At 31.9% G+C, this 21083-nt stretch carries 17 protein-coding genes; 15 read left to right on the forward strand and 2 right to left on the reverse strand.

What is annotated here, in order from left to right; all coding sequences use genetic code 11:
• Positions 1–181 precede the first annotated feature (181 nt).
• The 5 genes from J3477_RS21650 to J3477_RS21670 are packed head-to-tail and all read left to right on the forward strand — an operon-like array spanning position 182 to position 7807.
• Entirely contained in the window at positions 182–805 is a 624-nt protein-coding gene (locus J3477_RS21650; protein WP_228731338.1) for a TnsA endonuclease N-terminal domain-containing protein, read from the forward strand.
• Positions 802–2955: a TnsB C-terminal domain-containing protein gene (locus J3477_RS21655; RefSeq protein ID WP_206872298.1), complete on the forward strand. Its 2154-nt coding sequence runs from the start codon at positions 802–804 to the stop codon at positions 2953–2955. Before J3477_RS21650 ends, J3477_RS21655 begins: the two co-directional genes overlap by 4 nt.
• A complete protein-coding gene (locus tag J3477_RS21660; RefSeq protein WP_206872299.1) occupies positions 2945–4618 on the forward strand; it encodes an ATP-binding protein in 1674 nt (557 codons plus the stop codon). The genes J3477_RS21655 and J3477_RS21660 overlap by 11 nt, the downstream gene beginning before the upstream one ends.
• A 20-nt stretch (positions 4619–4638) precedes the next feature.
• Positions 4639–6558, forward strand: a complete 1920-nt coding sequence (locus tag J3477_RS21665; RefSeq protein WP_206872300.1) for a TnsD family Tn7-like transposition protein — start codon at positions 4639–4641, stop codon at positions 6556–6558.
• Complete coding sequence (locus tag J3477_RS21670; RefSeq protein ID WP_206872301.1) at positions 6551–7807, forward strand: hypothetical protein; 1257 nt, start codon at positions 6551–6553, stop codon at positions 7805–7807. The genes J3477_RS21665 and J3477_RS21670 overlap by 8 nt, the downstream gene beginning before the upstream one ends.
• 784 nt (positions 7808–8591) lie before the next feature.
• Here J3477_RS21670 and J3477_RS21675 read toward each other — a convergent pair.
• Entirely contained in the window at positions 8592–9065 is a 474-nt protein-coding gene (locus J3477_RS21675; protein ID WP_206872302.1) for a MarR family winged helix-turn-helix transcriptional regulator, read from the reverse strand.
• A gap of 425 nt (positions 9066–9490) precedes the next feature.
• Positions 9491–10009: a TetR/AcrR family transcriptional regulator gene (locus J3477_RS21680; RefSeq protein WP_206872398.1), complete on the reverse strand. Its 519-nt coding sequence runs from the start codon at positions 10007–10009 to the stop codon at positions 9491–9493.
• 264 nt (positions 10010–10273) lie between these two features.
• Here J3477_RS21680 and J3477_RS21685 point away from each other — a divergent pair, with 264 nt between their 5' ends.
• The 10 genes from J3477_RS21685 to menA all read left to right on the forward strand — a co-directional run bounded on the left by J3477_RS21685 (position 10274) and on the right by menA (position 21083).
• The gene (locus J3477_RS21685) at positions 10274–11704 is read left to right on the forward strand and encodes an MDR family MFS transporter (RefSeq protein WP_206872303.1); all 1431 of its coding nucleotides are present in this window, start codon (positions 10274–10276) and stop codon (positions 11702–11704) included.
• 189 nt (positions 11705–11893) lie between these two features.
• A complete protein-coding gene (locus J3477_RS21690; RefSeq protein WP_206872304.1) occupies positions 11894–12481 on the forward strand; it encodes a flavodoxin family protein in 588 nt (195 codons plus the stop codon).
• Positions 12482–12941: 460 nt separating this feature from the next.
• Complete coding sequence (gene yqeK / locus J3477_RS21695) at positions 12942–13559, forward strand: bis(5'-nucleosyl)-tetraphosphatase (symmetrical) YqeK (protein ID WP_206872305.1); 618 nt, start codon at positions 12942–12944, stop codon at positions 13557–13559.
• A gap of 35 nt (positions 13560–13594) precedes the next feature.
• Positions 13595–14029 carry an NUDIX hydrolase gene (locus tag J3477_RS21700; RefSeq protein ID WP_206872306.1) on the forward strand — a complete coding sequence of 145 codons (435 nt, stop codon included), beginning with the start codon at positions 13595–13597 and terminating at the stop codon, positions 14027–14029.
• A 401-nt stretch (positions 14030–14430) separates the two neighbouring features.
• Positions 14431–16146 (forward strand): methyl-accepting chemotaxis protein, encoded by a 1716-nt coding sequence (locus J3477_RS21705; protein WP_206872307.1) that lies wholly within the window; start codon positions 14431–14433, stop codon positions 16144–16146.
• Positions 16147–16734: 588 nt separating this feature from the next.
• Positions 16735–17562, forward strand: coding sequence for a polyprenyl synthetase family protein (locus J3477_RS21710; protein ID WP_206872308.1), 828 nt, complete (start codon positions 16735–16737; stop codon positions 17560–17562).
• 41 nt (positions 17563–17603) lie between these two features.
• Positions 17604–18104, forward strand: a complete 501-nt coding sequence (locus tag J3477_RS21715; RefSeq protein WP_206872309.1) for a DoxX family membrane protein — start codon at positions 17604–17606, stop codon at positions 18102–18104.
• Positions 18105–18213: 109 nt separating this feature from the next.
• The gene (locus J3477_RS21720; protein ID WP_206872310.1) at positions 18214–18735 is read left to right on the forward strand and encodes a FixH family protein; all 522 of its coding nucleotides are present in this window, start codon (positions 18214–18216) and stop codon (positions 18733–18735) included.
• Positions 18736–18770: 35 nt separating this feature from the next.
• A complete protein-coding gene (locus tag J3477_RS21725) occupies positions 18771–20162 on the forward strand; it encodes a 4Fe-4S binding protein (RefSeq protein ID WP_206872311.1) in 1392 nt (463 codons plus the stop codon).
• 39 nt (positions 20163–20201) lie between these two features.
• Complete coding sequence (gene menA / locus J3477_RS21730) at positions 20202–21083, forward strand: 1,4-dihydroxy-2-naphthoate octaprenyltransferase (protein ID WP_206872312.1); 882 nt, start codon at positions 20202–20204, stop codon at positions 21081–21083.

Raw genomic sequence — 21083 nt, forward strand, 5'->3', positions numbered from 1 at the left:
GTTAATTAAAGAAGGCAGAGGACAAGGGTTAGGAAAAGAGTATAAACCTTGGATCAGAATTCAGGATGTTCCTTCCTTAGGGAGAGTCACAAGAATAAAAGGAATAAAAACTGAAAGACAGCATGAGCTTTTATCAGATTTAGAGCGGAATTATTTCTATTATTTAGAGTATAGTGACAAGGTGTTAGATATTAGAGAACAGTTTCCCTTGCTACCAATAGAAGATACCTTATTAATAGCTGAAGAATTAGGTGTAGAACATCCTAAGCATCCTGATAGTGGAGAATATATTGTGATGACTACAGATTTTTTAATAACGATAAAAGCTGCTAATAAGCTTGCTGAAGTCGCAAGAACAACTAAATACAAAGATGATTTATTAGACAAAAGAGTTTTAGAAAAGTTTGAGATTGAAAGGCTATACTGGGAGAAGCGAAATACTAATTGGGGTATAGTAACAGAAGAAGAGATAAACAAGGACATAGCCCACAATATAAGCTTTGTGCATGGCTATCATGATATATCGAATATAGATAGTCTTATTGATATAAATCCTAATGAGTTAAAGGATTTAGTTTATGAGTTCCTTAAAAGAATAGTAGTTACTAACAAGGCTATGAGAACTATTTGTAATCAATTTGATAAGGAAATGGCATTAGCTAAAGGTACTGGCTTAAGTATCTTCAAGTATCTGGTGTCTAATAAGATTATTGAAGTTGATATAACTAAAAAACTTGAAATAAATGAAGTTATACAAGTGCTTAATGTAAGTGACATTCAGCTCAATAAGTTGGAGGTAATATGATAAGTTTAAATTCTGTTTTTAAATACGAAAATGGGGAGCGAATGAGAATTATAGAAATTATTGAGCCTTTCGCTTATCTTGTAAATATTGATGCTGCAACTTCAATGCCTAAAAAGGAATTAATCACAACTATAGAAGATGAGCTAGAGTCAGAAAAATTAATACAAATTAAAGACCCATTTTCAAGGATGATTGAAGATAAAGAGCTTTCTAAGATTCAAATTGAAAAGCGAGATAGAGATTGGGAGTTTGTTACTAAATACATAGTTTTATATAAGGCTGAGTTATTAGAGAAAAATAATAGAACTAATAAGCTCGAAGATATATCAAAGCAAAGTGGAGTGAGTTTGACTAAGGTCAAAAAAACTTTAAGCAGGTACTGGCAAAGAGGAATGAACAAAAATGCACTTTTGCCAGACTACATAAATTCTGGTGGAAAAGGTAAGGAAAAAAAGCTTTCTGATAGTAAAGTGGGACGTCCAAAGAGAGTTGATTATAACGGTGAAGTAATAGAAGGTATAAATATTACTGAGGATGTTAAAAGGCACTTTAACTTCGCTATAAATAAATATTATAGAAGTAAAACGAAGATATCCTTAAAAGAAGCTTATACACTAATGCTTAGAGATTTTTATTCTGATCCTTATAAGGAAGCTGGCGAGTTAAAGTATAGAGTTTGGGATAATGGACGAATTCCTACCTATGATCAATTCTATTATTGGTTTAGAAAAAATCAAGATGTAAAAATGGATATAAGCTTTAGAGAAAGTGAGAAAGAATTTAATCTTAAAGAAAGGTCTTTATTAAGTAATTCAGCTATAGAAACTGACGGTCCTGGAACTAGATTTCAAGTGGATGCTACTATAGGAGATATATATTTAGTTAGTTCTTTAAATAGAAGCCGGATTATAGGTAGGCCAGTTATTTATGCTCTTATTGATGTTTATTCTAGATTAATTACTGGTGTGTATGTAGGCTTAGAAGGCCCTTCTTGGCTAGGTGCTATGATGGCTCTAGATAATATGCTAGCAGATAAAGTGCAGTTCTGTAAAAGCTATGGTATAGAAATATCAGAGGAACAGTGGCCGGCAAAACATCTACCAGATATTATTATCGCAGATAGAGGTGAGTTTGAAGGATATTCTCCAGAAAATTTAATAAATAATCTTAATGTAAGGCTTGAAAATACTTCACCATATAGAGGCGACTTAAAGGGTATTGTAGAGAGAAATTTCAGAACAGTTAACGGTAAGATAAAACATAAGACACCGGGTGCTATATTAAAGGAATATAGAAAAAGAGGAGACAGGGATTATAGATTAGATGCTACACTAACCTTAGATGAATTTACAAGGATATTTATAAATATGGTGTTGCACCACAATAGCAAAATTGTTGATAAATATCCTATGGAAAAAGAAATGCTAAGAGATGAATTAGTTCCAAGTCCTATTAACTTGTGGAATTGGGGGATTGAAAATAAAAAAGGACGATTGAAAACTGTGGATAGAGAAGTTTTAAGGCTAAATCTTTTACCGAAAGGTAACGCCAGCATATCTAGAGCAGGGATAAGATTCAAAGGCTTATACTATAGTTCTGATAGAGCTATTAGAGAGCAGTGGTTCATAAAACCTAGTAAAAGAAGTGTGGAGGTTGTATATGATCCAAGAAATGTTCAAAAGATATTTATTCCTTATAATAATGGACTTGAATATGAAGAGTGTTATCTTACAGATAAAAGTGTCCAATATAAGAGCTGCATTTTAGAAGAACTTATGTTTAATGAGGAGCTATTAGCAGAATTAAAGGGAGAAAAGCTTCAGCAGAACAATCAGCTCAATGTGGATTTAGAAGAAGAAATTGAGAAGATTGTGAAGGAAGCTAAAAGGAAAAAAGCTGAAGAAGTTACTTATGAAGATAGTAATGCTAAAAAGATTAGGGGAATAAGAAATAACAGGGCTGTAGAGAAAGAAATTAATAGAGAAAAGGAAGTCTTCAAATTTGGTGAAGATACAGTAAAGGCTGATAGGATTGCAGAAGTTATTGAACTACCTAAACATGAGGATAAAAATGTAGATAAAGAACCTTCAGCTAAGGATAAGTTAATGGATAAATTAAGAAAGAAAAGGGAGGAAAAACGTGAAAGCTAATGAAGCCATAATCATATTAAAGGGCGAGTGTGAAAAAGCAGTTTACAAGTCCCAAGAGCTAGAAGAATACGATAATAATCCTTTCATAGAAGCTTTACCTAATATATTTACGGATGATGAAGTTATTGATAAGTTTACGTTGTTTCCTAGAATATCTAAAAGTGATAAACAACAACCCTCTAATCTTAGATATCACATAATAAAAAGAGCAAAGAACTTTGTTCAGCCTTTACCAATACATATTACCTTAGAAAGAAGGTTGTCTGCACTTATAAGACGTGGATATTTAGCTAGGAATCCACTAGATAAAAGCTTTATTGAAAGATTAAAGCTTTTGAATCAAATAAGAGTTCAAGCAAAGGACGATGATAATATGCTTGAAAAAAGAATGAGTCATATAAGATCTACTGCAGATAGTATTTCAATAATAGGGATATCTGGAATGGGCAAAACCACAGCAATAGAAAGGTTACTGCTTATGTATCCTCAAATAATAAAACATCAGGAATATAGAGGGCAAAATTTCAGTAGAACTCAATTGGTGTGGTTAAAAATAGACTGCCCTTATGATGGAAGTTTAGCAACCCTTTGTAAGAGTTTTTTCAAGACTATAGATGATTTACTAGGTACTAGATATTTAGAGAAGTTTGGCTATGCCAATAGAATAACTTCAACCATGATGCTTCATATGACCACTCTAGCTAGTATGTATGGTATTGGTGTTTTAGTTATTGATGAAATTCAACATCTCTTAAATGCTAAGAATGATATGGAGGATATGCTAAATTTCTTCGTAACCTTAAGTAATACGGTTGGGATTCCAACAGTGTTGATAGGAACTAGTAAGGCACAAAATATCTTTAAGGGAAACTTTAGACAGGCAAGAAGAGCTGCGAGTGAAGGCGCTATAATGTGGGATAGGATGGAGGAAGACAGTGACGAGTGGAACTTCTTCTTAGAAACTTTATGGGACTTTCAATGTCTAAAGGAAGAAACACCTTTAAAGACTAAGTTGAAAAAGGCTTTTTATGAAGAATGTCAAGGCATTACCTCAGTAGCAGTTAATTTGTTTATACTTGTTCAAGAAAGAGCTTTAGCTGAAGAAAAAGAAACCTTTGACGTTACCCTAATAAGAAAGACTGCTAAAGAAGACTTGAGGATGATACAACCTATGATTAAGGCTCTACGAAATAACAATGTGACTGCAATTAAGAAATATGAGGATATTTCTATAAGCTTAGATGACATAACCATAAATTATAGAAGTGATATGGAGCTTAATGGTAAGATTCAAGAAGCCTTTAAGGAAAGAAAGAAGTCCATAGAGCTAATTAGAAAAAGTACTATAGAAAATTTGATTTTGGATATTACATCTATGGGTTTGTTTAATAATTTAACTAAGGAAGAGTTTAAAAAGGTTTGTAAAAAAGTAGTTGAAGAAGCCGGTATAGATGAAGATTACAGTAAGTTAAAGCTACAAGTATTAAAAGTTGCAATGAATATAGAAGAAAAGACAGCGGAGACTAAGGAAAAACCTCAAGTAAAGTCCAGTGGATTAATAGAATTATATGAAAAGTCAAGAAAAGAAAAACTTCACACCTATGAGTTATTACATAAAAAAGGATATATAAAAAATCCTATTGAAGAATTTTTAGAAGCTTAGATTAAAACTAAATAAGGGGAATGGGCGGTAAAAAGTGTAAGGAAGGAAGAAGGATGCTACATTTTTTTACTGATCCATATAAAGATGAATTAATCTATTCGGCAATCGCTAGATATCATTATTATGTAGGAAACATTGATTATAAGGATACTTTAGAAGAGTGCTTTGGTAAAAGGTCTATAATTCCAAGTCTTGAATTTGGCAGTCCAGTTAAAGCCTTAGCAAAGAACTTAGGTGGTAATTATACTGAAAAATATATTTTGAATAAGCATACGTTACTACCCTTTTACAAGCCGTTCTTACTGAAAAGTAAGCTGAAGGAGATAATCAGAGAACTTAAATACAGTGATGGTAGTGGTGTATACACTAAAATTGGAATGGTAGCAGGGAGTATATGCAAGAAGGAAGGGATATACTACTGCCCTTTATGTGCAAAAGCAGAACTTGAAGCATATGGAGAAGCTTTTATACATAGAGAACATCAGTTGCAGGGAATTGGCTTGTGTCCACATCATGGAATAACTTTATATAAATATCAAAGGGATAGAAGAATTTCTAGTAGACTTGAGTTTATAAAACTGGAGGAAGAACTGATTGATCTAAAATCCTCAAGCGCTCCTATAGAGATTTATGAAATAAAATATAAGCTAGCTAAGGATGCATATTGGCTTATTAATCAAGAACTCACAGCTTTTGATAAGAGAAAGTTATTAGATAAATATAGAAACCTACTTTATTCAAAAGGATTAACCACTTCCAGTGGGAGAATAAAGCAAAATCAATTATACGAAGAAGTTATAAATTTCTATGGTAAAGGTTTATTAATTAACTTGGAGTGTGATATTGATAATGCTGATGAATACAATTGGCTTAGGGTAATAACTAGAAATTTAAAAAGAGCCGTTCATCCTTTAAGACATTTATTGCTTATAAATTTTTTGGTTGGAGATATAGCTCAATTTTTTAGTGAAACTACTAATACTTTTAATCCTTTTGGTGAAGGACCTTGGCCTTGTTTAAATAAAATAGCTGAGCACTATCATGAAGCTATCATAACGGATTTAAAAATAACTGAAGATTTTAAAACCAGATTACCAGTTGGTACCTTTACTTGTAGCTGCGGGTTTATATATTCAAGAAAGGGACCAGATAAATCTTATGAGGATAGATACAAAATAGGTAGGATAAAAGTTTTCGGAATGGTATGGGAAGATAAGCTTAAGATATTTCTAAAGGAAGGAAACTATGGACTTAGAGAGCTTTCAAGACTCATGTATTGTGATCCTAAAACTATATTAAAGTTTGACAAAAAGCTTGGGATTAACTGTTTTAACAGTAGTATTGAAGGTGGAAATGCAGATACTATTTCTAAACTAAATGAGGCGAAACTCGAAACAGCTAAGGCTTCAATTTTAGCTTCAATAAATGAAAATCCTAAGTCATCAAGAACTGAAATAAGAGGGCTATGTAAGAAAGAATATACTCTAATATATAGAAGAGATAGACTTTGGCTATTTGATAAACTTCCTAAAAAGAAGAAAAAAATTGAACCAAATAAACTGGTATCCTGGGAAGAAAGAGATAAGGAAATTCTTAAATTAGTTGAAGCTGCTTATAGGGAGCTTATAGAGCTTCAACCTCCAGTAAGAATAACTAAATCCATAATAGGTAAGAAGCTTGGAAAATCAGCTGATATAGATAAAAGGTTAGATAAATTGCCAAGTACTCAAGAATATTTAAAAGAAAAATGTGAAACTGTAGAAGAATTTCAACTCAGAAGAAGTAAACAAATTATTAAGCAACTAATAGAAGAAGAATTACCAGTAAAGCTATGGGAGATCCAGCGCTTAGTCGGCTTAAGAGGAAAACAGTTTGATAACTTAAGATCTATGTTAGAAGAATATATATTTCAGTTGGATAACAGGGGGAGAAATGGGTAGAGAAACAATAACAATAAAGAACTGGCCATTTAATAAAGGTGAGAAGGTTAAACTAACTTGGATAGGTGAGCCTTTTACAAAGGACAATAAATATATGTTTTATGCATACTTTAGGGGAGACAAATGCAGCAGAAGAGTATTATTGAATTGGGCTAGCTTACACTTTCTTTCGGTAGATAAGTATTATACTGATGGAAGGCTTAATAGTGGTGAGATGGTAGAAACGGCTGAGATTTTAGACATAAATCTAAGTGGCATTACGCCTCAATACATAGAAAAGCCTTGGAAAGTAAGAGGTATTGGCTTTGAAGATGACTATAAATCAAAGACCTTTAATTTTAAAAAGAATGGAAGGTTATATACAATACCTCTAATAGAAATAATAAGAGCTGTTATAGCTCCAGATAGATTCACTTTAAATAGAGCTGTGGAAATGGATACCTTAGAGAATTATTTTATCTATGAGTTTGATAAGAATGAACTAGATATCCATTTCACAGATTTATATGAGAAAAAATTACTAACTAGTGAAAAGCTTAACCATTTAGCTTGGTTAATAACCAATCCTAATATCTTTAAGATGTTCAACTCTATTGGACTAAATATGTGGCAAAGCAAAGAACTAAAATTTGATTTTCTATTTGAGAACTTTAATATAAAAGCAAGGGTTCTAAAAAAAGATAACTACATAAGAATACTTCAGATATTATCTCTAAGAAAAAAGAGAATTAATACAAAGGAAATTAATATATTTCATCCTAGTCTAGAAGAAACACAAGCCTCAGATATCCTAAAAAAGAAAAGAGAATTCATCAATACGCGAAATTCAGATAAGGAAATAGACACTGGTGCAGATGGAGCAACAAAGGCCTCTGATCTGATAGATGACTTCCTTATAACTCATGAGTATGAAAATATTCCAACAATAAATAAAAAGAAAATAGGATTAAAAATAAACAGAAAAATGTCAGACGAGAACACAAAGGAATACCTTATTGAAGCTGATAAATTAAGGGCTACAGCAGATGTTGGAGGAGAGAGCGTAATTAGAGGACTTGAGTTCACTAATCTTCAGAAGGTTGAAGAAAAGGGTGAATTGCAGGAATTTATTGAAATGCTGAGGCTGTTACAGAAAAGAAAAAAGATTAGATCAGTAGAAATAATTGTGGATTATTTGCCAGAAGGCTCCAAGTTCTCTAGATTGAAGGATGGAGTGACTAGGAGAAAATATGCAAAATGTATAAAATGAAAATATATAGTAAATCTATTGGTGTAGAGAATATGAATATTAATCCTAAAATAATCAAACTTTTTTACAAAAATAAATAATTTACAAAAAGAAAAAGACTAAATTTTGATCAATCTTTGTTTCAAAATCTAGTCTTTTTCTTATACGTTATAATCAGCTTTTGCAAGATTATCTTGATCAAACTTTTTTTCAAACCAACATTAACACTATAAGTTTAATTTAGTGTTAACGGGTCTTTTCCATACACATAACAATAGTATGTCCGTAAGTTAGAGATTTATTCATTTATAAAGTTAGTTAGATAATTAATTATTTATAAAAGTTTCCAAACTAATAAAACAGACTTACTATACTTGTTGAAGTTAAATAGCTTTTTTCCTCTAAGAAGAACTCATATTTTGATACACGACTAATCCTCTTGCATAAATTATTGGCGAAAGGTGTATGGTTGCTATACGCTTGAATACAATTGGTTATTCATCTTGCCTCTTTAAGAGGTCATTAATTTTATTATTTTCAAATTTGTTATTAAAAGAATTGACTGGTGGAAATATTGGGCATTCATATGGATAAAAACTAAAGAGAACATATGAGGCTAAAGAATTATAGATAACCCATAAAGCTCTGTTATCAGCTTCAAGTGTTTGTTTATACCTCAGCTCACTCACTTCACTATTATCAGAAGCCATATATGGCTTAGATGATTTTTTTCTTTTGATATTAAAACCTCCTAACGTAATTATAATAAAAAAGTGTATAGCAACCATACGCTTGCATAAAATTTTTATTCATCAAAATTTTCACTAAAAAAATTAACCTTGTTTATCAGGGTAGACAAAAAGTTTGACAAAAACTCCAATTCATGCTCGGAGGCATTTTGTAGTTGATCTTCAACCATATTATTTACAATAGAATGATAGAGCATATGGTTGTTATGAGCTTTTTTACCTTTTTCAGTCAGACTTAATGAATATCTAGATAAATTAAGATCATCAACTTCTTTTATAACCAGAGCCTTTCTCTCTAGCTTTTTGAGAATTTCGGAAACAGCCCCTTTTGTTACTCCTAGAATATCTGCCAGTCCACCCACATGAATGCCAGGATGCTCGGCAATAGCCTTTATTATATGTATTTCAGAGTGAAAAATCGGTACATCAGTTCCGAAGTTGCGAGTCTTTTTATCAAGGTCAGTCAAGGCAACCGCTAAATTCAGAGAATCATATGCAATTTGATGTTTGTTATTTATAAATTTATCCATGTAAATAGTATATGGTTGCTATACACTTTTGTCAAGTCATTATTAAATCGATTTTCTTATATAGTGACGAGACTATATATAGTAGGGATAAAGGCTAAAAAACTGCTTTTTTAAAGTAATACTTTCGTTATTTAAAACCTACAGATAAAATCCAGGGATTCAATTTACGAAAACGTAGTTGTACCTTTTGAATATACTAAAATGAGTAACTCACAAAACAAAAAAAAGACTAAGTTTTGATCAATCTTTGTTTCAAAATCTAGTCTTTTTCTTTTTAGAAATAATCGGCCTTAGCGAGCTTATTTTTATAAAAGTTTATTTTAACCTCACAATAGCACATAACATAAATAACAACCTCTGAATATAAGGTTGGCGCTGTTAACAAATTATTATTAACAAGAAGCTATTGAATTAAGTAATAAAAATTAAAACATCAGATTGACTATTTTACTATGCTCATTATGCATAAGATTCCATAGAATCTGAATTAGTTTTTGGATGTCTGGGTCTTCTTCTTGTGTAAAGCAATAGGTAAGTACACCGATGAAAGCAGACATCATATATTCCAGGGTATATTCCAATGTTAAATCATCCGTATAGATTGATTGAAAGCTAGGTCGTATTAATTCTTTATATACGTTTTTGATCTTTTCATGAAAAGCGGGATCTCCGTTTTTACCTAACAGAACAACAAAGTACTTTTTATTTCGGTTATATACTTCAGTAATATGTATGAGTGATAGATGTTTGTTAGTATCCATCAGGATGTCTTTATGTTTTTCTAAATCCGGTAAAATGGAGGATTCTATTTGCTCTAGTACATCATAGACATCGGTGAAATATTTATAGAAGGTGCTTCTATTATAGCCAGCTTTAATTGTAATATCTTTAATTGTGATTTTTTCGATTCGTTTTTCAGAGTATAACTGCCAGAATGCATCCATTAAATTTTTTCGTGTCTGTTTAGTAATTTCAGTTTGCTTATTTATAGAATCTTCCTCCTTAGCTTACGCAAAAAGCGACAAATCATCCATGATTGTTGATTGATGATGAGTCATAAAATTATTACAATACAATTGTACAACAAGTTGTTGGCGAATCAAAGGTTTCTTTAAGAACGAAATACAGATGTGTTTAGTCCGTAACATAAATTTTAAATGACACTTATAAGAGTTCTGTAAGAAATTCTATAATAAGGAGGTTATAATATGACAAAAAATAAAGCAAAAGATTCAAAATCTCAGAAGGAAAAGCTTGATCCGACGCTACTTAAAGTATCATTAATCTTGGTATTTGGTTCTCTCGCACCGCTACTAGACACGACAATGGTCAATGTGGCCATAAAAACCTTATCAAGTGATCTGAAAAGCACCGTTTCAGTAATTCAATGGGTCGTAACAGGATATGTGCTAGCTATGGCAATGGCTGTACCGATTTCAGGTTGGGCGATTAATCGTTTTGGTGGTAAACGGCTTTATCAATTTTCTTTAGTATTATTTCTGGCAGGTTCAATTCTTTCATCACTGTCATGGGATATTGGTTCCTTGATTGGATTCCGTGTCCTACAAGGAATTGGCGCAGGTTTATTGATGCCTACTATGACAACTATGCTTTTTCAGGTATCCGGTGGTCGAAATATGGGACGGATGGCGTCCATTACTAGTATACCAATGATGTTAGCACCGATTCTTGGTCCAGTGCTGGGTGGGATTATTGTGAACAGCTTAGGCTGGCGATGGATTTTTTATGTCAATATTCCCGTGACAATCATCGCCTTATTGCTAGCTTTGTGGGGAATACCAAAGGACAACCTCTCAAACAAAAAACAGCAGCTTGATATTGTTGGAATTATGATGTTGTCTCCAGCCTTTGCCTTACTAATTTACGGAATTGCTCAAATAGCATCTAAAGGTGGTCTAAACAGCAGTACAGTGGTTGTTCCTGTAGTGATTGGATTGTTACTGATGACTGTGTTTGTTATGTATGCCTTACGTACGAAGATTTCTCCAGTGCTGGATTTGCAGCTGTTTAGGGCACGCAATTTTTCTGCTTCGACAATTTTGCTTTTCATGTCGGGCTTCATTACAAACGGGGGACTGTTGCTTCTGCCATTATACTACCAGCAGGTGCGTGGTGAAAGTGTTTTATATGCAGGTCTTTTGTTGATTCCACAAGGAATTGGTATGTTGCTTACAAGAAGTCAGATGGGAAAATTGACTGACAAAATAGGAGCGAGGCCAATAGTCTTGGTAAGCCTTGTAATTACTGCAATAGGTACACTTCCATTCGCCTTCGCCAATTCCGAAACGAATCAAGTGCTATTAGCTGTGGTACTACTTATACGAGGAGCGGGCCTTGGAGGAGTGTTCATTCCAATCATGGTATCAGCATATATGGGACTAAGTAATGAGCAAATTCCTCACGCAAGTATTGCCACAAGGATATTACAAACAATCGGAAGTGCCTTCGGATCCGCGATACTTGCAACTATTGTTCAGCATCAGATAGCTACGCATTCTGTATCGAACGTGCAAAATGTAACAAGTGCATATAATGTTGCCTTTTGGTGGACCATTGGTTTTACAGTGATTGCAATAATCCCAACGTTATTTTTGACAAAGTACAAAAAATCGGAATAGGAAACCGAAACCAGGTAAATGGGAATAGTAGCATCTGTGTAATTAGGGATAAATTAGAAACAAAGGTCTGTCATATTAAGAACACATAATTAAACAGCTATTATAAGGGTGTGTTGTAGTAGGAAGATGTTAGTAAATAGATAACTGAATTAATTTAAAAAAAATTATATCTAAAAGGAGAGATGCGAAATGTCAAAAGTAGTTATTTTTAAAGGTAGTCCAAGAAAGAATGGATATACCACAAAGTTATTAGATCAAGTAGCAAAAGGAGTAAAATCAAAAGGTGCTGAAGTTATTGAATTTGATTTAAATGATACTGGAATCCGTGGATGCCAAGGTTGTTTTTATTGTCGTACCCATGACGGATGTGCTATTAATGATTATTTACAGCCAATGTATAAAGCTATTGCTGAGGCAGATGCTATTGTATTTGGTTCTCCAATCTATGTTTTCCAAATTACAGGTCAAGCAAAAATTTGGTTAGACCGTATGTTTCCAATGGTTGAAGAGCTTCCACATACTTTTATTCCTAGACATCCAGGTAAAAAGTTAATAACTATATTTGCTCAAGGAAGCTTAGATCCTAATAAAGGTGCAGAAGCTATTAAATATGTTAATAATATTTTTGATGTATTTGGTTGGAAATTGAAGAGCTGCATACACTATTGTGGAAATAATGATGAAATGTTTGAAGAGTTATCTTTAAGAGCCTTTAAAGATGGAGAAAATCTTGTTGAAAAAAAGTTTGATCTATTAAAACAAAGTTTGAACATTTGAAATAAAGATTGATCTTTTAAAACAAAGTTTGAATAGAATTTAGTAGAAAGGCAATACTATACTGGAGATGTGTAGTATAAAGATTAAAGCAAAATATAATAAGTAATTTAAATGCTTATTTATTGATGTAAGCGAAAGAATAAAAAAGAGGAATATGTCGCCTGCCAAATTTCTTCACATACGTTCTGAAAAGGCAGATGCGCAAAAATTTTGAATTTGCAGATATTTAAACCTTGGGTAGAGAGTTTAATAAACGATGGATGGGAGACTTTTATATGGCATTAAAGAAGAAGAATATGGACAAAGTATTAATTAAACTTTAGTTTCCAATGAATTATAGATAGCAAATAAGGTCTAGGTATTATTTTAGAATAAAGGAATTTAATGGTATAATGTTTTTGATAATTAAGCCATAACAGCAAAATAATGCAAAACAAATTTTTTAGAAAGGAGAATAAAATTGAAAGAAATTTTTGGATATCTAATAAAAGATTTGACCTTTACATCAGATTTAGCAGAGAATTCAAATAGATTACTAATTAAATATAATAGAGCTAGAATTGCAGAACATTCTCAAAGAGTTGCTAAAAAAGCAAAGATATTAGCTAGACAATACGGAATTGATGAAAGTTTGGCTGAGACAGCAGGTTTATTACATGATATAGGTGGAGTATACCCAAATGATAAAAGAATTGAGATTTCTAAAATTCTAAAAATTAATATACTTGCTGAGGAGAAAGAGTTACCATTAATTCTCCATCAAAAGATATCTGTGATAATGGCACAACAAATATTTGATATTCAATCTCCAGATATACTTAGTGCAATTGGATGCCATACGACGCTTAAAGCTGGCGCTTCTATTTTGGACAAGGTTTTATTTGTTGCTGATAAGATAGAATGGGACCAGGACGGACTGCCGCCTTATCTCAATGAGATTGAAAAGGCAGTGGATATTTCATTGGAATTAGCAGCACTTACGTACTTTAAATACCTATGGAATGATAGTTCAAAACTTAAAGTTATACATCCGTGGTTGGCAGATGCCTATTCAGAATTAAATAAGAAAGTATATTAGTAGGTATATTACATTTGGAGTGAAAGGAAAAAATTATGTTTATTATCGGAGCCTTTGCATTAATTCTAGATGAAAATAATAGATTTTTACTATGTCATAGAACCGATAAGGATTTATGGAATTTGCCTGGTGGGAGGGTCGAAAAAGGTGAAACTCCTTGGCAGGGTGTTATAAGAGAAGTTAGAGAAGAAGTGGGATTGGATGTAGAAGTTATAAAACTTCAAGGTGTATACAGCAAAACATTTGAAGACGATATTATATTATCTTTTTTATGCAAAAAAGTAGGTGGTAATTTATCCTTGTCAGATGAGGCAGATGATATTAATTATTTTAGCATTAATGAAATACCAGTCAACACTGTACAAAGACATATTGAAAGAATAAAAGACTTTTATAATGATAATGAAAAAGTAATATTAAAAGGATACTATAGTCCAGATGCTAAAGGAATTGAGTTTAATAAAGTATAATCCGCAACTTTCATTTGATCAAACTTTATTTTAAACCCACAGAACTATTTAACCTAAACAAAATCGTTAAAAATGAAACTAAGTTGTTAAAATATAAAGCAAAGTTGTTAAACTTAAAATTGATTTAGTCACTAAGTTAAGTGGGTAAGATTCTTTGATTTTAATAACTGAATGAATTTACAATAAGGTTTTAGGGCCGTAGCTTAGTGTAGTTATACTATGTTAAGCTATGGCCTACTTTTATATAAACTTAGAATAAATTATAGATTTTTATTTATTTGTAGTTTTCGCATGAAATCGCGAAATATTTACAATTTCTTTATAATAAAGTGATAAAATCAAGTCGTAATAATATAGGATGAACTAGGACAAGCGTGAAAATACGACAGGGAGGATATTATATGAATTTATTGAAGAATTTGAAGATAAGACAGAAACTTATAAGTTGTTTTTTATTAATTTCAATTATTATGGGAGTACTTGGGGGGATAGGAATATCACAAATAAAGAAAATAAACTCTAATTCGACATCTATGTATGAAGATAATTTAATTCATTTAAGATCTGTAGATGAACTAAAAGAGAATTTTTTGCAAATACATTCAGATTTAATATCTCTTTTAACAACTAAAGATTTAGAGAAGAAAGCAAAAATTAAACAAGAAATTGAAGAGTTGACAGAAGAAGATATGTCTCTCTCTGAAAAGATTAAAAATGCAGATGGAGTAACTAGTGATGAGAAAGAAATGATAACAACATTTAATCAGCATCATGAAGAATATATGATGGAGCGTAAAAAGTTTATAGAACTGATTGATTCAGATAAATACGACGAAGCACAGATGGCTTTCGAGATGGTAACAGAATTAAGAAATAAAACATTTGATAGTATTAATGCAATAATTGATACTAATCTAAAAGAAGCTAAAAACGCAAATAACTCAAATAACTCAATATTTAAAAATTCATTCAATTTGATGATTGGTATAGTGATATTTGGATTTATATCTGCAGTAGTACTTGGTTTACTAATATCCACGCTATTATCAAAGCAAATAAACAAGGTGTTAATATTTGCAGATTCATTGGGAAGTGGAGACTTAACAAAAAGAATAGATATTAATTCAAAAGATGAAATAGGAAAGATATCTATTGCTTTAAATAAAGCAGCTGAAAATACACGCAACCTAATTTCAGCTATAATATTGAGTTCTGATAATATAAATAATTTAAGTGAGGAAATTTATACCATAATAGGAGGAGTATCTAAAAAAATAAATAACATAAATGAATCAACAAAAGACATATCACGAGGTACTGAAGCTCTAAGTTCAACTACGCAGGAAGTAAATGCTTCAATTGAAGAAATAGCTTCAAATTCAATTGAACTCTCTCAAAAGGCCAAAGAAGGAGATAATGCTTCGAAACAAATTCAAATTCGTGCGGTAGAGATAAAAGACAAAGGATTAAAAGCAATAGATATGTCAAAAAAGATATATCAAGAGAAACAAATAAACATACTAAGAGCAATAGAGGAGGGAAAGGTTGTCGAGGAAATTAAGGTTATGGCAGAGTCAATAGCAAGTATAGCATCTCAGACTAATCTTCTAGCTTTAAATGCAGCTATTGAGTCTGCAAGAGCTGGTGATCTTGGCAAAGGATTTGCTGTAGTTGCAGATGAGATTAGAACTCTTGCAGAGCAATCGTCAGAGAATGTTTCAAACATACAAAGGGTAATAAATCAAGTCAACAATGCCTTTAACAATCTTTCAAGTAATGTTGAGGATATATTAAAATTTATTGATAACAATGTAAACCCAGACTATGAATTATTTCTAGAGACGGCGTTGAAGTACGAAAATGATTCTGCTTTTGTTAAAGCTATGTCAGAAGAAATTGCTACTGGTGTGGCCCATATACTAAGCTCAATCGAACAAACTAGTAATGCTATAGAAGCTGTATCTGCAACTGCTCAGCAATCAGCAGAAAATTCAGAAGGGATCTTAAGTAGCGTTGATGACACAAATCAAGCAACTCAAGATGTTCTAAGTTCAGTTCAGAAACAGGTAGTTCTATCTGATGAGCTTAAAGCTCTAGTTCAAAAGTTTAGAATTTAGAAGCAAATACAAATAATTAGAGTACATTAGAGATAGCTCGAATAAATTCTTCATATTATCTTTACAAAAAAATAATAAGATGTATTTTATTGAGATTAATTTAGATACTTAAATAAAAATAATATCTATAAAATAAATCATATTATTTGGAGGTGACATAATTGGTTATTGAAGTTTTAGTTACTATAGGATTAGTGAGTTTTTCTGTGTTCACCATATATAAAAAATTTAAGAAGAAATCATCATGTGGATGCTGTAAGTAGTAAATTACATAAAAATGATGTTTTATTTAAAAGAAATTATTGAAGATTAGTGAAAGAACTATTAATCACTAATCATTAATAGTTTTTTGGATAATATACAGAAAGAGAAAAGTCCTAGACGGAATCAAGCGGTCTAGGACTTTTCTTTTACGCAAATGTATGTATTTTTTATACCTTTGGTTCATCTTTACAACATCTTCATAACATCTACATACTATCTACATACATGCAAGTTATACTTTCAGAGAAATATTAATTATAGTAAAAATTTTAAAATATCCCTAAATGTAACAGATTTTAAATTATAAAGAGAGGTGATGAAGTCGTGTTAAGGTTTATTGAAGCAAGCAATGCAGTAAGGAAAGAGCTAAATGAAGTGGAGAATATTTTGAAAAATATAGACGAGGACATTATAAAAGGAGCATCAAAAGAAGTTTTTGAATATTTTTTTAAAAATTCTGGTAAGTACCTTCGTCCAATGCTTATATTACTTTCTGCTAAAGCTATAAAACCAGATATGACTATAGAGCAGAGAGTGCAGTTAATTAACTTATGTGTAGCAGTTGAACTCATTCATAGTGCCAGCTTGATACATGATGACATAATCGATAATGACTTATTCCGACGAGGTCAGAAAACCCTTAATGGAGTATATGGAAGAAAAATAGCTGTTCTAGCTGGGGATGCTTTATTTGCAAAAGCTTTCCACATTTTATCAAGCATGCCGACCAGAGATGGAGAACAGGTGATGACACAAGTTGTAGAAAAAATGTGTGTAGCAGAAATTGAACAAGCTCAATATAGCGAAGGTTCTAGAGAAGATTATCTTAGGATAATTGAAGGAAAAACGGCAGTCTTTATGAGTGCTTGTTGTAAGTTAGGAGCACTTGTAGTTAACGCTGAAAAAGAAGATGTTATAGCCTTAGAAAAGTATGGCTTAAGCTTAGGAATGGTATATCAAATTACGGATGACTGTTTAGATGGAGATCTAAATGCTATTAGAAATAATATAATAATTGATAATGCGAAAGAATTTGTTGTTAAAGCTGAGTTATATATTGAAGGTATAGAAACATCAACGTATAAAGAAGGATTAACCAATCTTTTATATTATGTTATTGAATCTTATGATCCCAAAGTAAAAAAGGCTTAGTAAAAATTATATAAATAAATGTTTTTGAGGAGTGAATAGTAATGAAATTTTTAAAAAACAAATATTTCACAGTTGTATGGACTATTTTACGTATTTGGCTCGGAATTCAATGGATAGTTCCAGCGATTGAAAAGCTTAAGGACCCAACTTGGGTAGGTAGTAAATCTGGAGTGGCTATAACAGGATTTTTAAAGGGGGCAGTAGCAAAAGCAACTGGTGAGCATCCAGCAGTACAAGGATGGTACGCTGCATTTGTGCAAAACGTAGCACTTCCAAATGCTAAAATCTTTTCTTATTTAGTACCAGTTGGTGAGCTTCTTGTAGGAATTAGCTTAATATTAGGTGCTGCTACTGTCATAGGATTATTTGCTGGTGCTTTTATGAACTTAAACTACCTATTAGCAGGTACAACTAGTACTAATCCAATCCTTTATACTGTGGCTATTATTCTGATAGCTGTCGGGGCTAATGCATACTTAATAGGGCTTGATTGTTTCATTGCTCCATATATAAAAGAAAAGTTTGGAAATCGATTTGCATAAATGACTTAGACATGTGTTTAATAAATTACGATTGAATAGATGTGAAATATTTTTAACTTATAGATAAATTAATTAATTTACTTATATATGTGAGAGGAGTCAAATAATAATGAGAAAGAAGACAATAAGAAGTTTAGTTTTTAGTTTAATGTTTATACTAATCTCTTCTACAGCTGCTTTAGCTGATGAGATGAATATGGGAAAGGCTACGTCAAAGAGTGTTGATGGGATAACTGCGGAGCTTTCTTTTAAAGGTGAAGAAGCAAAGACTGGTAAAGATCAAATAATGATCACATTGCATGATAGTAATGATAAAGAGATTGATAATGCAGACGTGACTATAATTGCTAAGATGCCACAAGATGATTCGATGAAAATGAACAGTAATGAACCAATAACAGTAAAGTTAGAAAAAAATGAAAAAGGTCAGTACATGGGATACATAAACTTCACAGATAAAGGTAAGTGGACTATAACTACTAACATTACAGTACAAGGCGAAAAGAAAAGTATTGATTTTGATACTAATGTAGTTAGCGGTGGACCTAATTGGATTATTATAGGTGGATTTTTAGGAGCTGTTGCATTAATAATCATCGTGGCGGTTGTAAAAAAGAAACAAGCAAAATAGTTTTGAAGCAGAAGTAGAAGAAAAGAGGTAGTGCTATGAATAATGTAAATAAAACTACTAATGAAAAGGAGAAATCTTCACCTGAACATGAAGGTAAGAATTTATTAGATAATAAGAGGTTTGCTAAATTCATTAGGAGCAAGTGGTATCCAGGTATATTTCAGCTCTTGGTAGGAGCAGTGTTTGCATTTATTGTATTTGAGTTATTAGTTGGCCCAGATAAAGCTCATGATAATTTCGGAACAGCAGGTACTTGGGTATTATGGTGGCCAATTCTTCCAATACTTTTGTTCTTAACAGGAAGGTTTTGGTGTGCAATATGTCCGTTTGGAGCACTAAGCGATGTTGTTCAAAAGTTCGTAGGTAGTAAGAAACCAGTACCTAGATTTCTGAAAAAATATGGTGTATGGATAATAGATGCAATGTTCTTAGCTATTACTTGGAGTGACCACGTATTCGGTATAGTTGAGAATCCTAGAGGTTCTGGAACGCTGTTATTATTAATAACTTTAGGAGTTATATTTTGTGGAGCATTCTTTGAACGTAGAACCTGGTGTAGATATCTTTGCTTCTTAGGTGGATTATCTTCAAACTATTCTAGAGCAGGTATATTACAACTTAGAGGAACTAAAGAGAAATGCTCAAAATGTACAGTAGCAGCTTGCTACAAAGGTACTGATAAGGCACCAGGATGTCCAATGTTTGAATTTCCTAAGACTATGGAGAGTAATTCAAATTGTAACATTTGTGGTAACTGCGTTAAGAATTGTCCTAATAACTCTATCAAAATATCCTTCAGAAAACCAACTCAAGAATTGTGGTTCATAAGAAAACCTCAATTAGAAGTTTCATTCTTAGCCGTTGTAATCATGGGTATTGTTTTCGTACAAAATGTTACTATGCTTAAGATATGGGATGGCATGTTAACATGGCTAGAAAATGTTACTGGAACACAAAGTTATTTTGTAACCTTTACTATAACTTTCATAGTGGCTATGGCTATACCAATATTTTTATTAGCATTAACAGGTTACATAGCTAAGTTGTTTAATGGTGACTCAGTTAAAGCTAATTTCACTAAATTTGGTTATGCCCTAATACCTTTAGATTTAGCAGCACATATAGCCCATAACTTATTTCATTTATTAGCTGAAGGAAAATCTATAGGATATACATTCATGGGGTTATTCGGAGTTGAGATGCATGGTGCTTCAACGGCAATTCTTGACGACCCAACTATACAAGCATTGCAATTTATATTGATAGCAATTGGAACCTTAGGCTCCATATACACTGCATATAAAATTGCAAAGAGCAATTATAAAGAAAAGAAGACAAGCGTTACAGTGGTATATACTGTTCTGTTGATATTACTTGCAATAGCTAATATATTACTATTCTCATTACCTATGGCTATGCGTATGTAGTTAATTAAAGGAGTGAATATCATAGATATAAATTTTAAAATGTTGATTAGGGCTGCAAGGCCCTTTTCCTTAACAGGTTCAGTAATTCCAGTAACCTTAGGTGCAATACTTGCTATTAATCAATCTAGGTTTAATATAGCATATTTTATTTTTTCGGTTATTGGAATTGTATTATTACAAGCAGCAGTAAATCTATTAAATGATCATGATGATTTTATAAATAAAGTAGATACAAAAGACTCATATTGTTCTAGCGGAGTAGTTGTTGAAGGGCTTATAACGGCTGATGAAGTAAGAAAAGCAGGCATTATTGCTTTAGTATTGGGATGTATAGTAGGTTTAATTTTGGCCTATTTTAGGGGAAGCATGATTCTGATTATTGGAATAATAGGTGCTATTTGCGGTTATTTCTACACTGGAAAACCATTAGCATTAAAATATAGAGGATTGGGTGCACCATTAGTTTTTATAATTTTTGGACCATTGATGACATTGGGATCATATTACGTTCAAGTACAAGAATTAGGGTTAAAAGCCTTGTTGGTTTCAATCCCTGTTGGATTACTAACTACTGCTATATTACATGCCAATGATATTAGAGACATAAGGAATGATAGTAAAGCTGGTATTAAAACCTTGTCAATAGTAGTTGGAAGAAAAAATGCAGATAGGATATATATCAGTTTAATTATATTTGCTTATATTTCTATTCTATTAATAAGTTTTTATAATTATATTCCTTATTTAAGTTTAATCTGCTTGTTAACAATACCTAACGCAGCTAAGAATATTAAAAAGTTAAGATCAAGTAGTAATGAAGATAAGATGATTTCAGATCTTGATAAAGAAACAGCAAAGCTTCAAAGTCAATTTGGAATACTTTTAATTCTATCTATGTTTGTTTCAAGTGCAGTGATCTAG

Source organism: Clostridium zeae (assembly GCF_017312485.1).
In the GTDB taxonomy this organism is placed as follows: domain Bacteria; phylum Bacillota; class Clostridia; order Clostridiales; family Clostridiaceae; genus Clostridium_AR; species Clostridium_AR zeae.

Bases quoted from the DNA above. Each gene is read 5' to 3' on its own strand.
- menA (WP_206872312.1), top strand. From the start codon at position 20,202: ATGTTGATTAGGGCTGCAAGGCCCTTTTCCTTAACAGGTTCAGTAATT.
- J3477_RS21665 (WP_206872300.1), top strand. From the start codon at position 4,639: ATGGGCGGTAAAAAGTGTAAGGAAGGAAGAAGGATGCTACATTTTTTT.
- J3477_RS21705 (WP_206872307.1), top strand. From the start codon at position 14,431: ATGAATTTATTGAAGAATTTGAAGATAAGACAGAAACTTATAAGTTGT.
- J3477_RS21670 (WP_206872301.1), top strand. From the start codon at position 6,551: ATGGGTAGAGAAACAATAACAATAAAGAACTGGCCATTTAATAAAGGT.
- J3477_RS21715 (WP_206872309.1), top strand. From the start codon at position 17,604: ATGAAATTTTTAAAAAACAAATATTTCACAGTTGTATGGACTATTTTA.
- J3477_RS21725 (WP_206872311.1), top strand. From the start codon at position 18,771: ATGAATAATGTAAATAAAACTACTAATGAAAAGGAGAAATCTTCACCT.
- J3477_RS21700 (WP_206872306.1), top strand. From the start codon at position 13,595: ATGTTTATTATCGGAGCCTTTGCATTAATTCTAGATGAAAATAATAGA.
- J3477_RS21655 (WP_206872298.1), top strand. From the start codon at position 802: ATGATAAGTTTAAATTCTGTTTTTAAATACGAAAATGGGGAGCGAATG.
- J3477_RS21680 (WP_206872398.1), bottom strand. From the start codon at position 10,009: ATGGATGCATTCTGGCAGTTATACTCTGAAAAACGAATCGAAAAAATC.
- J3477_RS21675 (WP_206872302.1), bottom strand. From the start codon at position 9,065: ATGGATAAATTTATAAATAACAAACATCAAATTGCATATGATTCTCTG.
- J3477_RS21720 (WP_206872310.1), top strand. From the start codon at position 18,214: ATGAGAAAGAAGACAATAAGAAGTTTAGTTTTTAGTTTAATGTTTATA.
- J3477_RS21690 (WP_206872304.1), top strand. From the start codon at position 11,894: ATGTCAAAAGTAGTTATTTTTAAAGGTAGTCCAAGAAAGAATGGATAT.
- J3477_RS21685 (WP_206872303.1), top strand. From the start codon at position 10,274: ATGACAAAAAATAAAGCAAAAGATTCAAAATCTCAGAAGGAAAAGCTT.